This window comes from Pectobacterium sp. HCp5_1 (assembly GCF_032905925.1).
Lineage (GTDB): Bacteria > Pseudomonadota > Gammaproteobacteria > Enterobacterales > Enterobacteriaceae > Pectobacterium > Pectobacterium brasiliense_A.
Window position 1 is genome coordinate 193,647 of the sequence record NZ_JAUMIO010000002.1, and the last position, 15,228, is coordinate 208,874.

Genomic DNA, 15,228 nt, shown 5'->3' on the forward strand with positions numbered 1-15,228 from the left:
ATAACCGAGAGATTCAGTTTTCTGGCTCTTTCTATTTTTTGCAAAATAAGGCAGACGGCACCATCCTACTCCCCCGACTTTGGTTTATGATGTGATGCTACACGACCTAAATACCCCCTAAAACACTTAAGGATAAGCGCGTGGATAACGCACCGGACGCAACGACACACTCACAGCCAGCACTGCTTGCCAGATACCCGATGCCCGGTTATCTGATGGTTATTTATGCTCTGCTTTTTACCGCACTCGGCTGGTTCAGCCACCAGCGCTGGGGGAGCCCTGATTCTCCGACGACCGCTTTAGCGGCTCAAGCGACCACCTTGCCTGCGGCAGAAGAACAAACACCAGTAGCACTCGCCGCTACACCTCATCAGGAAGAGGCCCATACCGATACACCCGCTTCCTCAGAGAAAAAGACCACGCTGCCGTTACCCGCCATCAGCAACGGTGAGATTCCGCCGTTGGCCTACAGCGCACATGTTTACACGTCGGATGAAACCAAGCGCAGCATCACGCTCAACGGCCTGCAATTCCGCGAAGGGGATTCGCCAATAGAAGGGCTGACCATAGAACAGATCCAGCAGGATATGACCATTTTCAGCGTAGAGGGTGAGGTGTTTATTCTGGAAGCACTGGAAGATTGGCCGGGCGGAAAATTCAACGAGAATGAACGTTCCGCCGACAATGAAAGTGGGGGCGCTACGCCTTAACTTTGGCTGCGAATGGCATCAATAAACGGCGTCAACGTACGGTTAAACTCCGAACACTGCGCCTCTTTTGGCGTACTGTCTTTCAATAGCCCTTGATATAGGCTTTCACTGCGCTGCGGTAAAGCCTGATAGCTCGCGACATTCCAGCCTCGTTGTTTCGCTACAGCCAACGCGACATTGGCAATCGTCGCATCATCTGGCAGATCGCTGCGGTTACACTTCGATTTGAGATAGCGGGTAGCCGCAACCAGCGACGCCAGTTGATTCAGTTGATCGTTGGGAGAAACCGTCACCGCAGAAGACTGGCCTGCCGCCGTTCCTTTTTGGGCAGACGTTCCTGTTTGTTGGCACCCGGCCAGCGTGACGCAAAGCAGCGTTAACGCAGAAATTTTAGACAGAGATAATGACATGACAAACTCATCCTGATTGAGATTAACGGTAGGCATTCTAGCAAATGATAAGCCGCTGTCACGGCATGTTTATGTGCTCCCAGTCAGTCGACTGGGAGCCGTGGTTATCAGGAAATGACTATCAGGCAGTCGTGCCCTTGCCGGGTAAGGATTTGGTGGTTGGCAGAAGACCGTCGGCACGGAACATGGCCTTAATACCGCGCACCGCCTGCCGAATTCGATCCTGATTCTCAATTAAGGCGAATCGAACATGGGTATCGCCATAATCGCCAAAGCCAATGCCGGGGGAGACGCAAACCTTCGCTTCCGACAGCAGGCGTTTGGCAAACTCCAGCGACCCCAGATGCGCATAGGCTTCAGGAATTTTCGCCCAGACGTACATTGACGCTTTCGGCTCATCAACCATCCAGCCGGCCTCGTGCAGACCACGCACCAACACGTTACGGCGCTGGCGATACTGCTCAGCAATATCCCGCACACATTGCTGATCGCCTTCCAACGCAGCAATCGCCGCCACCTGCAACGGTGTGAACGTGCCGTAATCGTGGTAGCTCTTAATCCGCGCCAGCGCGCTGACCAGCTCTGGGTTGCCGACCATAAAGCCGATACGCCAGCCCGCCATGTTGTAGCTTTTCGACAGCGTAAAGAACTCTACCGCGATGTCCTTCGCGCCGGGAACCTGCATGATCGACGGCGCTTTCCAGCCGTCGTACACGATATCGGCATAGGCCAGATCGTGGATCACCAACACGCCGTACTGTTTCGCCAACGCCACAACGCGTTCAAAGAAATCCAGCTCAACACACTGTGCTGTCGGGTTCGACGGGAAACCGAGAATCATCATTTTCGGCTTCGGAATACTCTCGCGGATCGCGCGTTCTAATTCGTTGAAGAAATCGACGCCGTCCACCAGCGGCACAGAACGCACCTGCGCCCCGGCAATCACTGCACCATAAATGTGAATCGGGTAGCTGGGGTTAGGCACCAGCACCGTATCGCCATGATCTAACGTTGCCAGCATCAGGTGCGCCAGCCCCTCTTTGGAGCCAATCGTGACGATAGCTTCGCTTTCAGGATCGATATCAACTTCATAACGATCGGCGTACCAGCGGGAGATCGCTCGGCGTAAGCGCGGAATGCCTCGGGATGTCGAATATCCGTGAGTATCTTCGCGTTGTGCGACTGTACAGAGTTTTTCCACGATATGAGGAGGGGTCGGGCCGTCAGGGTTACCCATGCTGAAATCAATAATATCTTCGCCGCGACGACGCGCAGCCATTTTTAATTCAGCAGTAATATTAAATACATACGGGGGAAGACGATCGATGCGCGTAAAACGGCGCGGAGAAGTAGAATCAGCCATAACATCCTCAGATTAACGTGAGCGCCCGGACCGTCCGAGCGACGCAGTGCCTGTAAAGGCACTCTACTCAGCATCATTCAAATCGCTGTAACCCGTTTTCGTTGACGACACCTTTCGTTAACTACAACTTTCGTTAACCACAGGGGTACAGGCGACCTGAAGTGTGATGAGCTTATTCAAGCTATCTCAGATAATTCGCCCTGTCGATACTGTGCTCGTAAATTTTTCCAGCCTGGAATTAAGCTTCATCAATTTCTGGCTACGATCGCGAAAAATGGAGAATACGCACCGAAAGAAGCATTACACTTGATGACCCGCTCAGGCCTTGTAAATAAGGCGCTTATCCCCCTGAGGCACAGGATGGTTAACCCGAGAGTAAGCTTATGACTGAGATGCGATATTTCACCGAGAGTTGGCCAATAGAAGGCGCATTTACCATTTCACGCGGCAGCAAGCGTCAGGCGGATGTCGTTGTGGTGGCGATCCAGTCTGGCAACGTGACAGGCTACGGCGAATGCGTCCCTTATTCGCGCTACGGCGAGTCCCTCGACAGCGTCACGGCACAAATTGCCTCACTGCACGGCGACATCCGTAACGGTTTAGATCGGGAGAGGCTGCAAACCATCCTGCCCGCAGGCGCGGCGCGCAATGCGCTCGATTGTGCATTCTGGGATCTGGAGTGCAAACAGCACCAACAGCGCATTTGGCAGCGTTTGAATCTCCCTTCGCCTACGGCGTTGGAGACGGCCTATACGCTATCGCTGGATACACCAGACCGTATGCGCCACGCCGCAATACATCATGCTAACCGCCCTCTTCTCAAACTAAAGCTGGCCGATGCAGACGATCTGGCCAGAGTTGCCGCCGTGCGCGAAGGCGCACCATCGGCTCGTCTGATTGTGGACGCGAATGAAGGATGGGATACCGAACGTTATCTGACGCTGGTTCCTGAACTTGCTGCACTTGGCGTAACGATGATCGAACAACCTTTCCCAGCAGGCAAAGATGATGTGCTGGCAGACTTGCCCCGCCCGATTCCCGTCTGTGCCGATGAATCCTGTCATGACAGTCAGTCGCTATCCGCTCTGGTCGGCCGTTATGACATGATCAACATCAAGCTGGATAAAACCGGCGGTCTAACGGAAGCCCTGCGTCTGCGACAATATGCGCAGGAGCAAGGTTTAAAAATTATGGTCGGCTGTATGGTGAGTACATCGCTCTCGATGGCACCTGCATTTGTCGTGGCACAAGGTGCCGCCGTGGTCGATTTGGATGGCCCGCTGCTCTTGCAGCGCGATCGTACTAACGGGTTGCACTATAACGGTAGCGAAATATTACCGCCCGACGCATTATTGTGGGGATAACGCGCGTTAACCTGCATTGAGCAACTATTAAGGAGTGTTGTGATGCAACGTCTTGTTTATGTTGATGGACAGTATGTAGAAGAAAATGAAGCAAAAATTTCTGTATTTGACCGTGGTTTTCTGTTTGCCGATGCCGTCTATGAAGTGACGGCGGTCATCGATGGCAAGCTGGTTGATTTCGCCGATCATATCACTCGCCTGCAACGCTCCTGCCGCGAGCTGTCGCTCACGTTGCCTGTCACTCCTGAGGCACTCAAAGAGATTCACGATGAGCTGATCAATAAAAACGATCTGAAAGAAGGCGCGATCTATTTACAGCTTAGCCGTGGCAATGCCGGCGATCGTGATTTCTATTTCCCTTCTGCTGACGTCAAATCCACGCTGGTGTTATTCACTCAGGCACGTTCACTGGTCGGTAATCCGAAAGCCACAACGGGCCTGCACGTTGTCACCACAGAGGATATTCGCTGGCAGCGTCGAGACATCAAAACCGTCAGCCTGCTCGCCGCCAGCCTGGCAAAAGAGTATGCCCATGCCAATCAGGCCGACGATGCTTTCTTTGTTGAAGACGGTTTCATTACCGAAGGCAGTTCCTGCAATTGCTACATCGTCCTGCATGACAACACAGTTGTGACCCGCCCACTCAGCAACGCTATTCTGCACGGTATTACGCGTCAGTCGCTGCTCAAGCTGGCAGAAAAGGAGGGCATTACGCTGGAAGAACGCTTTTTTACGCCGGAAGAGGCGTATCATGCTAAAGAGATTTTTGTCAGTTCAGCCACCATGCTCGTTCTCCCCGTCGTCATGCTGGATGGAAAAACGATCGGCGACGGCAAGCCCGGAAAAATAACTCAGCGGTTGCGTGAAATCTATCTCGATATGATTAAACAGCAGGAAAAATAGCCGCGCTTCACATCCTGTAAGCACGGCTTCGATGTTCATCCGTTACCCGTTCACTGCCGGATAACGGATGGCTATACCCGTCATACTGCAAGCTGCATGTGCGTTGTTCAAAACGCTAACGTTTTGTCCTGCGACTCGAATTATTTAGGGTATAAATCATTATTTATCCTCACCCGACATGCCGTCAGTCAGCGCAAGCCCTGAGTTTTCCAACACCATCTTCTGCGGTACGGCCAGTGGAATATTAGATTCCCGCAGCCGCTTGATAATCGCAAACAGCAGATCGCTCTTCGCTTCCGATACCATTCTCGGACTGCTGACATAGCCCGTGACGCTCAGCACCATGCCCGTTGGGTTCAACTGGCTGAACTTCACTGACGGTGCAGGGGTTTCCAGAATCGCCTCATGGCTGATGTAGGCATCCAGTAACAGTGTCCGGACTTCTTCAGGATCGATATCCAGCGGAAACGTCAGCGCCAGCGTGGCAACCCCAAACGGGTTCCCCATCGTAATATTGCGCACATTCTGCGAAATAAATTGGGAGTTCGGCACGATCACCGTCGAACGGTCGCCAAGCTGAATTTCCGTCGCACGCACGTTAATCCGCCGGATGTCCCCTTCAACGCCGCTAATACTGACCGAATCGCCAACTTTCACCGGGCGCTCTGTCAACAAAATCAGGCCAGAGATAAAGTTCTTCACGATCTCCTGTAAGCCAAAACCGATACCCACCGACAGCGCGCTGACAATCCATGCCAGCTTGTTCCATTCAATCCCCAATGTCGCCAACGTCAGCAGGATAATCAGGATGTAGCCGATGTTGCTGAACAGCGTCACCAGCGACGCACGGATACCGCGTTCTAACGTCGTTTTAGGAAGGAATTCATCTTCCAGCCAGCGTTTTGAGGAGCGTAAAACATAAACCCCCACCACCAGAAAGAGCACGGCATTGACCAGATGAGCAGGCACAATACTGAGCGTTTCCAGCCCTTTTCCGCCCCAGATTTCAACGGCTTTTTGCACCAGCTCAAGCGGCGTAGTGGTGCCAAACGTCCCGTTCAGTAAAGCGACGGCCGCCATCAAGATTAAAAAGACTTTACCGGCAGCCGACAGGAGCAAGGTAGCCTGAGCCAGATGCCGATCGTCCAGATTGAGCGAATTTTTCATTCGCTTACCGCTGGCGTTGTTGGGAGAAAAGAGGCTTTCGCAGATATCGGTAATAAACGTTGAGAACAAATACAGGCAGGAGAACACCATACCAATCCACACCAGCTCGAACGCCAGGAAACGAGCCAGTGAGATATAGCCGATGACCAGCGACACCAGAATAGAGAACGATGTTGCCAATACGGCAAGATGAATAATGCCGGATAATGTCGAACGCGCTTCCGGCTGTTCCCCTGAATGCACCATCTGCCGACGAATCTGATCGCTTTTCAGCGTGATCGTCCCCGCAGTAAAGGCCAGGAACAGTGCAGATAAGCCGTTCACCATAATGGTTGCCGCGACCGATGTTCCCACCGTCGCTGTCACTTGTTCAATAAAACCGAAGATCAGAATAATGCCCGCGGCAACCACAGGAAACGGCTTCATGGCTTTTGCGACGGGGTTAGCAATCGCAGGCAAACGCCATGAAGGGCGCTGATTCGAAAGGAACGCACGCCCCAATCCAGCGATCATCGAACAGAAAATTGCCTGTCTCACCAACGCATCAAGGAACGACACGACGCGTTCTGAAGCTTCACCGTGGCGCGTAAACGTAAAGTCGATCAGATTTACCGCAATACCGATCGTGACCACGGTTGAAATAACCGACGCCGTGGCTAAAAAGCTCCGCCGCAGACGCCCTTCCGGCAGCCAGTTAATTCCCGCCCAGGCCAGACATTTCTCCATATACCGACGCCCCGCCGAACTCATAGCCATGGCGATCAAAATCAGGAGTGCGGAGCCGTAACGCCAGTCTGGCTCCCAGGCCACCGTAAAAGCGTCGCTTAATTGATCCTGAAAGGTGCTCAGGCGGCGTACATCCTCAGCCTGCGGAGCCACAATCGGTGCCCAGAAGCGCCCGCCCAGAATGCTACCGGAATTCAATGCCAGTTGCGTTTTCAGCGCATTACGGCGCAAAGTCACAATTTGCGCGGACAGATTGCTCGCTCCGGTGCGTAAAGCCTGAATCTGCTCGATCTGCGCATCCATTTTTGCTTTTTGCGTATTCAGACTGTTTCGCTTACGTGTCACTTCGCTGGTTTCACTAATGCTGGATCCGGGCTCTGGCGCGGGTCCTAAGACATCCAACTGAGCCTGAATTTGAGCGCGTTGCGGTGCTACTGCATTAGCAAGCTCATTGGCGCTATTCACCAGTTCCTGCGTTGTGTCGTTCAACGCGCCAAATTTGCTGTCGCTATTGGTGCCTGAAACCTGCTGCTTGATGTTATCTAACTGTTTTTGCAGCTTGACCAACTCGGCATCAACATTAATTTTTACGGGCGCATCGGTCTGCGCAGGCTGTGGGTCAGGATCAGAATCCGCACTCGCCGCCGATGCATATCCAACAGGCAGCATCAACATTGCCAGCAGACAAACGCGCAAGAATGCGGATGAAAGAATGTTCATAAATCAAAAGGTTCCAAAGTTCGACAAAATAGCGGATCCACAAATAGCCGAGCGGCAAACCCGGCACGTGAAAGCAGCCCACACTCATCCAAAACCCACGAATGCGGGCATAGTGTACCAACAGCGCAGAACGCAGAATACGTCCGTTCATAACTTGAAAAGAATTACTGAACGCATCTAGCAGATAAAACTGAAATTTTCATTGCTATGTGTAGTTCATGTGGACAAGGCTCGCAATTGTGCAAAAAAGTCACACCTGAGAAAGCGACATTCACCAAAGTTGTACAGGGATTCACCGTATAGCGTAAATCCAGCGCCAACCCGTTGACTCACTGGGACGTGTGGGTATAATCCAGCCCACTGTTGTAACAAGCAACAGCCATTTCTTTTTGAAATGCGCCCTTAGCTCAGTTGGATAGAGCAACGGCCTTCTAAGCCGTAGGTCACAGGTTCGAGCCCTGTAGGGCGTACCATTTCGAAGTAAACAGACGTCAACCGACGTCTTTTTTTATGCCTAAAATTCAGTGAATTAGCTAAAAATTCGCTGCTTTCACTTTCAGTCAACCAGACTCTACCGACATCTCCATACATCAAGTAGGATTTGTTGGTATAAGTGATGGTACAAGCCCGTTCAATGAATTCTTATACCAACAGCCAGCGTATGCCGACATCGTCGCGATTGGCGCACGCGTATCATCACTCCGGCAGGTGAAAGCTGGGACAGTGGGTTTGAAGGGAACGGGGTTACGTCTGATTTTATGAGCACAAGGGAGTAATCTGACGAACAGATCAGGGAAGATTCTGATGATTAAGTATCTACTCAATATCAATATCTGCATTTTCACCCTGCCCGACAAAATAAAACCAGCTCAGCGCAACATCACTGAGCCGGCAACGTTTATGCTATTGAACTCGCCAGTCGCTAAAGTAATGACTGATGACTGAAGGTTGGTCGAGAGGAGCGGTGGCGGCTATATAGCCATCTGGCCGCACTAAAAGATATTGATCGGAATAGGGGCTACTTCCCGTTTCAACGTGCAGAATATTGACGATATCAGGCAGTGATGCAGGGACAGCCGCCGCGCCGATGATGAGCAAACTGTAATTGCGATAATTTAAATGTGAGTAAATTCTGCCTGACTGACTAGATTGAGAATCACGCCACATAAAATCATGCAGCCTTTCGCCAACACGCCCGTCGGTTCCATAGCGAACGCCCATCCCCGTGATGTAACCCGCACGTTTTTCGACAATCTTGACGTAGTCATCGGCATGGGTGCCCGTCTCTGAAGTTTTGGTTGAACGCACGAGTTCCGCTGACGTTTTTACCACTTCCAGCGCGACCGCTTTTCGCTCCGTTTCGTAACTCTGTAATAGCGTTTGAGGCGCATGATGATGGTTAATCATCGCGATTTTCCAGATGAGGTTAAATGCATCGGCCAATCCGGTATTTAGCCCTTGCCCACCATTTACCGAGTGAATATGGCTCGCATCGCCAGCGATAAATAATTTATTTTCAAGGATATAGTGTTCTGCTACAGACTCTTTAACCGAGAATTGTGAGTACCACTCAATCGACTTGAATTGCAGGCGGTGTGGTTGCAGAGCATGGTTAATTTTATCTATCGCCTGCTGTTGCGTGAAGTCCTCACTCTCCATCTGGATATAGAAACGATCAATCTTACCTTCACGTGGTATCCAGGCAACATCGGCGGTTTCTGCCTGGAAAACAATAATTTCCGGTACTTTTGGGAAATCAGTTTCTATTTCGCCATCAATCACTGCCCAGGTAATTTGTGGTCGAGTGATCTCAAACGGGATAGCAAAGTGTTGGCGCACAAACGATCGTGAACCATCTGCACCAATCAAATACTGGGAGCGCACGGTCTCACCGCTGGTGAGCGTGGTGAGGCAGCCGTCATCCTCCAGCACAATATCTTCCACAGAAGTATTACGGCGCACGGCACTCTTTAGCTCGGTGAGCTTATTATCGAGCGCTTGTTCTACATAAGCCTGACCAATCATTAAAAAATGCTTGTGGAAACAGCCGTCTAAAGCATCCCACCAGGTAGATTGGCGTGAAATAAATTTACCTTTTGACCAGACTGAGCTGGTATTGCAGGTTTTGCCTAAGGGATAAAGCTCGTCGAATAAACCCATAATTTCAAACAGTTGCAAACTACGGGCGTTTAGTGCATCAGCACGCCCTACCGTTAGCGGCCCTGATGATTTATCGATAATGACAGTGCTTAAACCTGACAGCTGAGCAAGATAGGCGCAGGCCAGCCCGACGGGCCCGGCGCCGATAATCATGAGATCAACATGCTGTGGTTTCATGACGGCTGCACCAAATGTGGGTTAGTCAGCGGCTGTTTAGCATGGATATGCACTCGGCGCAGATGACGGCCACTCTGGCTGGCATAAGATTCACGACCATGTAATAACGAGTAGTTATCTGCTATGACAATGTCGCCGCTTTGCCATTGGTGAGCATACTGAACCCGTGGATCATATAAGGCATGTTGCAAGCTGCTAAGTAATTGCTCTTGCTCTTCAGGTTCAATACCGGAGAAGTGATAAGTGGATGGGTTCAAGAATTCTTTATCACCAGCAATCGGTGGCTCACAAAAACGAATGACGGGATACGTGCGGTAGGGGTGTTGCTCGATAATAGGAGCCTGCGCGGTGCTGCTGTATAGCTCGACGGCGCGCTGATACTGACCTGTGGCACGCTGCCACAGCGCTTTGGTTTCGGGTGACGCCAGACGTAACGCCGTGGTGGTACTCGAAAACGTGGTTCGCCCACCCTGCCCTTCGCCAACGGCTGAGACGCATTGAAAGACTTGTAGTTCAGGCACGGTTTTAAGGTACATGCCGTCCCAGTGCAAGGGAACATAGTTATTAGCAAAGATATGGTCGGTGGCATCGGGTTGTTCAACCAGCTCCAACACGGCACCAAATGGCCATTGCATAATGTCACCAATGGCTGCGCAGTATGTTGTTAAATTTTCTGCACTCGTAAAGCTATCAAAGCCCCGCAGTACCACTAATTGTTCGTTCTCTACTAATGTACGCAGCCAGGTAGGTGATAATTCACCAATATGCACGCCTGACTGTTTAGGCTCAATACGCACACCAAAATGACAGGTATCACCTTGGGAATGAGTTAAAGGCTGATAATCAAAGCGATCTTCTAAAGTGAATGCGTCCATTTTACGTCTCCGTGTATTATCCATTGTTGAAAGATCTTTTCAGATAATATCGGCAACAAATATTCAACACCACGGATACAATTTTAATAATTAGGAGGGTTTGAATAGAGAATCACTGCCCTCCTCTTTTCACTAAAATCTAATGATGTAATGGACCTTGATACTCCCCCCAATTAAAAAACCCCAGATAAACCTATCTGGGGTCTTTAAATAACGAGAAAAAACCGTCGCCGTTTCAGGCTTAGCCGCGGTTCTCTTCGATGTAGCGAGCCAAATCCGCTGGGGTTTTCAGAACGGTGGCGACTTCGGTTGGCGGGATCACGCAGCCGTAAACGTCCTGCACTTCCAGCACCAAGTCGACCGCCAGAATAGAGTCGAGAATATCGGACTCAATCAGCTCGTCGTTAAAGCCCACTTTACGGGATAAGATCTTTTCAAACAGCGCGAGTATTTCTTGTTCCATCATTTTTTCCTGAGTCATTAGATCGTTCGGGCATGGCTGTCCAGCAGTTTACGATCAATTTTGCCGTTAGGGTTAAGCGGCAACGCATCTTTTATAATAATTTGGGAAGGCACCATGTAAGGCGGAATCACCTTCGAGAGCGATGTTTTAATCGCTTCTGGCGCTAAGTTCGTCACACAGAACGCTGCGATGCGCAGAACACCACCGCCCGATTTCATCAACGGCAGAACCACCGCTTCGCTGATGTCGGATATCGCCAGCAGACGATTTTCAATCTCATTGATTTCAATCCGGTAGCCATTCAGTTTGATCTGGCTATCGTTGCGACCCTGACAGTATAGCAGTCCGTCCTCGTAGCCCAGGTCGCCGGTTCTGTAGCCCCGGAACGCTTCGCTCTCCCGATGCAGCAATTTCTCCGCATTTTCTTTCGCCAGCCCAAGGTAGCCACGCATCACATTTTTGCCCCAAATGATCAGTTCGCCCTCAGACGTAATTTCCATTCTGGAGTCCGGCATCATCGCCCCTACCGGCAGCAGATCGTTTTCACTGTGCAGGATTTCATCGGTGATTTCGATAACGGTAGTTGCGATGGTCGCTTCCGTTGGGCCATAGGAGTTGAGAATTTTGGCATGCGGGAAACGGCGGCGTAACTGTTTGACCAGCGCCTTGTTTAGCACTTCGCCAATGAATACGAAGACGTTAAGTTCAGGTAAATATTCACTGTTGAACTGGGGAGAAAGCAGCCTCTGGTAGGCGAAAGAGGGCGTTGACACCCAGACAGAAACGCCGTTGTCTTTCAGGCGATCGAGCCAGTTTTCTGCCGCAATATCCTCTTTCGCATTCAGGACGATATGCCCTCCCGTTGCCAGATTCGCCAGCAGCGGGATCAAAGAGAGATCGAAACTGAACACTGCATGGTTCATCAGCACCGGCACGTCTGGCAGCGAAAAGTCCTGACGTACCCACTTCATAAAGTGCCACAGGCTTTCGCGCCCGATCTGCACCCCTTTCGGCTTTCCGGTACTGCCGGAGGTAAACATAATATAGGCGAGATCCTGCTCGACCAGCGCCTGCCCTTCCTCACCGGTCGCAATGAACTGTCGGGTCGCCACATCGTAATAATAAGGGGCGCTCGCCAGGTGGCAAATCTCGTTAAGCCGCTCCTGAGGATAGATGCAGTCCACCGGAATATACGGGATGTTATGCAGCAGACAGCTATAGATCGCCACGGCAAACTCCGCCTGCTGATGCCCATATAACACCACTGGCGGACCAGCAGGCTGCCGACATTGCTGATAGCGATGCGACCAGTCTGTCACGGCGACGGAGAGCTGCTGCCAGGTCATCGCGTTATCGCTACCGGTAATCGCCAACTGATCTGGGTTCGCGGGGTCGAGTAATGCCGCACGGAGGAAGTCTTGTAGTTCCTGAAGTTCAGAGTGAAGGTTCATAGTGGGGACATTCCGCTAAAGATGTAGAGGGAGGCCGCGGCGCTTGCCAGCGTCAGAATTCGACCGATGAACGCAATAACCGGATGATGCAGACAATTGCTCAGCGCCGGACTGCGTTTGGCTGACCACTGCAGCATGTTGTGGGCAACGGAAATGGCGCCAAACAGTGCGCCGCTAATGACATAGTGTCGTTCAAGCCCGTTCCATGCCCCCATACAAAACAGGGTGCAGAAGATGCCAATATTCTGTGCCAACGTTTTGTTCTGTCGGAAAAAATCGAGCTTCATCAGATTCATATAAATCGGCATAAAGACCACATCCCGCAACCATTCAGACAGGCTGATGTGGAAGCGTCGCCAGAAATCCTGCGGGTTTTTCGCCAGAATAGGCATATTGAAATTCGCCGGAATATTCAGGCCAAATAAGCGCCCCGCCCCGATAGCCATATTGCTGTAGCCAGCAAAATCAAAATAAAGGTAGGCGCTGTAGGCGAGCGACATCACGACACCCACGCTTAACGTAAACGGGCGCTGACTCCACGACTCAATCACCAGATTATTGATCAGCATGGCAAATAAGAACTTCTGAATAATGCCGGTAAAAATCTGCTCCATCGCCACTAAAAACTGTTCACGGGTCAGCGTGAAGACCGGTTTATTAATGTCATTAACCCATGTCCGCCAGCGATACATCGGACCAGCCAGAATAATAAAAGGCATAAAGAGGTAGCAGAAGTAGTGCAGGAAATTCTGGCCATCTTTCTTACTGCGATAAAGCAGGACATCAATGGCGCGGAAGGTCATAAAGGACAGGCCGATCATGCCCCAGTGGTTATTAAGGTGTAATTTCACCAAAAACAACGGCAGCAGCGTCAGGCTGACCGCCTGCCAGGTTTTTAACCAGCCTTTCTCTTTTAAGGTGACGAGAAGATAAAAGCTCAGGAACACCGCCACGGGAACAACGTAGTCCCCCTGGAAAATATATCCCCAGCCGAATAACGCCAATACGGAGAAGGCAGATAAATACGTCAGCCGATAACGGAATACGCGATTAACCAGCGCAAACAGTAACGCGGATGAAAACAGAAAGAAAAAAAATGCCCCGGAACTATACATTATTCATCCTTCAGAATTTTTGATATTCAAAATGCACTTTTAAACTCATGCTTTCATCAACAGACGTCCACGCGACGATGGTGACTGCCAGAAAGAGATAAAGGAAAAAAAGGCGAATGGCAGTTTTCATCATTTAAAACTCTCTGCAATAAATTGATCCATCGCGACCCATGCCGGATCGGTTGGGTGCAGGCGATCCCAATTCCAACCGTTCTGATAAGGCTGCGCATACATATCAAAATAGCGAACCTGATTCTCTTCCAGCATCGATCTGATCTGGCTATCCACTGGCTGGAATTTCTCGGAATTCTTAATCGCCCACGGATTAATCGGATCGACAATGACCACAAACTGGGCGTTACTCGCCTTCAGCAGTTTGATCGTCGCTCGTAATGCCTCCATCTGCGCCGGAACAATCGGCGCGTCATCCCACTCTTCCCGCGTTGGATCGTCTGCAAAAACAGACTTATCCATCCACAGAGTGTCTGCACTTTGCTCACGGGACTGGTTCAGCACGCGAGCCTGATCTAACTCGCGACTCCAGTCTGGCGTCATGTTGGCGATTGGCTGATGCGGCCACGGTTGTGTCGGCTGAGAGATAATACGCAGCATCGACAGCCAATAGTTTTTTATCAGCTCACAAAAATTAGCAAATTGATAACTCACTTCCTGCCAGATAATTTGTGGATCCCAACCATAGACCTTCATTTGGCCGAACGTTAAATGGCTTATCTCTTCTTTATCGATATGTTGTAAGTAATTGACCAAAAAGGGACGCGTCTGGTCATCCTGCATCAGCGGATCAAAAATAGATGCGGGAAAATTGTTGGCAAAAATGGCCGGCGGAATACCATCTGAATAAAAGCTATCGGGTGCCAGCAGTAAAACAACTTTACTGTTCGCGTTAAGCTCATTTTTAAAACGCGAAAGCAGCAAAAAATGCGTGACGCTATCCACATAGCTATCGCCATAGGCCACGACCGGACGGTGTAGTTGGTTATTAAAGTAATTATATACTGCGTAATGTTCATCTTCAGATGTAGAAACCTCGGAAGCCCCGAGAAAGAAAATCGCATTTCCCTGTAATGCATGGGAAATGGTGGCTATCTTTTCCTTTTGTTCTTTTGCCGTCCCTTCCATCGTGTTAATCAGAGGCTGGAATGTCAGCGCCGGATCAACGCTCTTCACCAGCGGGGGAACGCTAAGAAACAGGATGGCAAGGGTAGCCATCAGGATATGTAGGCAGAGAGTATTTTTGATTTTCATCATAAAGTAAGGCTACATGATATTTATTGTTTGAAATTTGTGAATTTTTATCTTCACAGTAAATCGTCCCCTGTATTTTTGGATTATATACCAGGCTTATCGCCGATGATGAGCGTTGCTGTGTAACGGTATGTACAGTGTTTATGTCCGTCACAATAATCAGCCTGAAAACCAGACAGGAGAAGGGTTTTCAGGCCGTCATTATCATCTACGCCGCCTGAATATGCGGTAGTAAAGGGTTGTTGACAGCCCCCGAGTGCTCAGATTTGTTAGTGATTTCAGAGATGATAGCATTCAAGAATCTTTGGTACGATGAATAAGTACGAATAGCATCATCCCAGCCTTCCTTTTTATTTCA

General features: G+C 50.4%; 12 protein-coding genes, 1 tRNA gene and 1 pseudogene. 5 read left to right on the forward strand and 9 right to left on the reverse strand.

The annotated features are described in order from the left end of the window. Positions 1-140: 140 nt before the first annotated feature. Positions 141-710, forward strand: a complete 570-nt coding sequence (gspB, locus tag Q3A88_RS02430) for a type II secretion system assembly factor GspB (protein WP_110162151.1) — start codon at positions 141-143, stop codon at positions 708-710. Here gspB and gspS read toward each other — a convergent pair. Together gspS and alaC are read right to left on the reverse strand one after the other, a co-directional pair. Continuing rightward, positions 707-1,120 (reverse strand): type II secretion system pilot lipoprotein GspS, encoded by a 414-nt coding sequence (gspS, locus tag Q3A88_RS02435; RefSeq protein WP_110162150.1) that lies wholly within the window; start codon positions 1,118-1,120, stop codon positions 707-709. The genes gspB and gspS overlap by 4 nt on opposite strands. A gap of 121 nt (positions 1,121-1,241) precedes the next feature. After that, positions 1,242-2,483: an alanine transaminase gene (alaC, locus tag Q3A88_RS02440; RefSeq protein WP_014916108.1), complete on the reverse strand. Its 1,242-nt coding sequence runs from the start codon at positions 2,481-2,483 to the stop codon at positions 1,242-1,244. A gap of 383 nt (positions 2,484-2,866) precedes the next feature. Here alaC and dgcA point away from each other — a divergent pair, with 383 nt between their 5' ends. Then, positions 2,867-3,847, forward strand: coding sequence for an N-acetyl-D-Glu racemase DgcA (dgcA, locus tag Q3A88_RS02445; RefSeq protein WP_014916109.1), 981 nt, complete (start codon positions 2,867-2,869; stop codon positions 3,845-3,847). Between the two features lie 42 nt (positions 3,848-3,889). Further along, positions 3,890-4,750: a D-amino-acid transaminase gene (locus tag Q3A88_RS02450; protein ID WP_039526304.1), complete on the forward strand. Its 861-nt coding sequence runs from the start codon at positions 3,890-3,892 to the stop codon at positions 4,748-4,750. Between the two features lie 159 nt (positions 4,751-4,909). On the opposite strand, the gene Q3A88_RS02455 is transcribed toward Q3A88_RS02450, so the two are convergent. Beyond that, positions 4,910-7,363: a DUF3772 domain-containing protein gene (locus Q3A88_RS02455; protein WP_205533293.1), complete on the reverse strand. Its 2,454-nt coding sequence runs from the start codon at positions 7,361-7,363 to the stop codon at positions 4,910-4,912. A 396-nt stretch (positions 7,364-7,759) separates the two neighbouring features. Here Q3A88_RS02455 and Q3A88_RS02460 point away from each other — a divergent pair. Both Q3A88_RS02460 and Q3A88_RS02465 read left to right on the forward strand, forming a co-directional pair. Next, positions 7,760-7,836, forward strand: a tRNA-Arg gene (locus tag Q3A88_RS02460). A 210-nt stretch (positions 7,837-8,046) separates the two neighbouring features. Next, positions 8,047-8,139, forward strand: a pseudogene (locus Q3A88_RS02465) (AbrB/MazE/SpoVT family DNA-binding domain-containing protein); the annotation flags it as partial. A gap of 127 nt (positions 8,140-8,266) precedes the next feature. On the opposite strand, the gene Q3A88_RS02470 reads toward Q3A88_RS02465, so the two are convergent. The 6 genes from Q3A88_RS02470 to Q3A88_RS02495 form a co-directional block, all read right to left on the reverse strand. Next, positions 8,267-9,700 carry an FAD-binding protein gene (locus tag Q3A88_RS02470; RefSeq protein ID WP_317177342.1) on the reverse strand — a complete coding sequence of 478 codons (1,434 nt, stop codon included), beginning with the start codon at positions 9,698-9,700 and terminating at the stop codon, positions 8,267-8,269. Continuing rightward, entirely contained in the window at positions 9,697-10,575 is an 879-nt protein-coding gene (locus Q3A88_RS02475; protein WP_317177343.1) for a TauD/TfdA family dioxygenase, read from the reverse strand. The genes Q3A88_RS02470 and Q3A88_RS02475 overlap by 4 nt, the downstream gene beginning before the upstream one ends. 241 nt (positions 10,576-10,816) lie before the next feature. Further along, entirely contained in the window at positions 10,817-11,038 is a 222-nt protein-coding gene (locus Q3A88_RS02480) for an acyl carrier protein (protein ID WP_010300175.1), read from the reverse strand. Positions 11,039-11,055: 17 nt separating this feature from the next. After that, positions 11,056-12,489, reverse strand: coding sequence for an AMP-binding protein (locus tag Q3A88_RS02485; protein ID WP_110162143.1), 1,434 nt, complete (start codon positions 12,487-12,489; stop codon positions 11,056-11,058). Beyond that, positions 12,486-13,604, reverse strand: coding sequence for a membrane-bound O-acyltransferase (locus tag Q3A88_RS02490; RefSeq protein ID WP_110162142.1), 1,119 nt, complete (start codon positions 13,602-13,604; stop codon positions 12,486-12,488). The genes Q3A88_RS02485 and Q3A88_RS02490 overlap by 4 nt, the downstream gene beginning before the upstream one ends. Positions 13,605-13,733: 129 nt before the next feature. After that, the gene (locus Q3A88_RS02495; RefSeq protein ID WP_317177381.1) at positions 13,734-14,870 is read right to left on the reverse strand and encodes a D-alanyl-lipoteichoic acid biosynthesis protein DltD; all 1,137 of its coding nucleotides are present in this window, start codon (positions 14,868-14,870) and stop codon (positions 13,734-13,736) included. Positions 14,871-15,228: the final 358 nt, after the last annotated feature.

Bases quoted from the DNA above. Each gene is read 5' to 3' on its own strand.
- gspS (WP_110162150.1), bottom strand. From the start codon at position 1,120: ATGTCATTATCTCTGTCTAAAATTTCTGCGTTAACGCTGCTTTGCGTC.
- alaC (WP_014916108.1), bottom strand. From the start codon at position 2,483: ATGGCTGATTCTACTTCTCCGCGCCGTTTTACGCGCATCGATCGTCTT.
- dgcA (WP_014916109.1), top strand. From the start codon at position 2,867: ATGACTGAGATGCGATATTTCACCGAGAGTTGGCCAATAGAAGGCGCA.
- Q3A88_RS02450 (WP_039526304.1), top strand. From the start codon at position 3,890: ATGCAACGTCTTGTTTATGTTGATGGACAGTATGTAGAAGAAAATGAA.
- Q3A88_RS02455 (WP_205533293.1), bottom strand. From the start codon at position 7,363: ATGAACATTCTTTCATCCGCATTCTTGCGCGTTTGTCTGCTGGCAATG.
- Q3A88_RS02470 (WP_317177342.1), bottom strand. From the start codon at position 9,700: ATGAAACCACAGCATGTTGATCTCATGATTATCGGCGCCGGGCCCGTC.
- Q3A88_RS02475 (WP_317177343.1), bottom strand. From the start codon at position 10,575: ATGGACGCATTCACTTTAGAAGATCGCTTTGATTATCAGCCTTTAACT.
- Q3A88_RS02480 (WP_010300175.1), bottom strand. From the start codon at position 11,038: ATGGAACAAGAAATACTCGCGCTGTTTGAAAAGATCTTATCCCGTAAA.
- Q3A88_RS02485 (WP_110162143.1), bottom strand. From the start codon at position 12,489: ATGAACCTTCACTCTGAACTTCAGGAACTACAAGACTTCCTCCGTGCG.
- Q3A88_RS02490 (WP_110162142.1), bottom strand. From the start codon at position 13,604: ATGTATAGTTCCGGGGCATTTTTTTTCTTTCTGTTTTCATCCGCGTTA.
- Q3A88_RS02495 (WP_317177381.1), bottom strand. From the start codon at position 14,870: ATGAAAATCAAAAATACTCTCTGCCTACATATCCTGATGGCTACCCTT.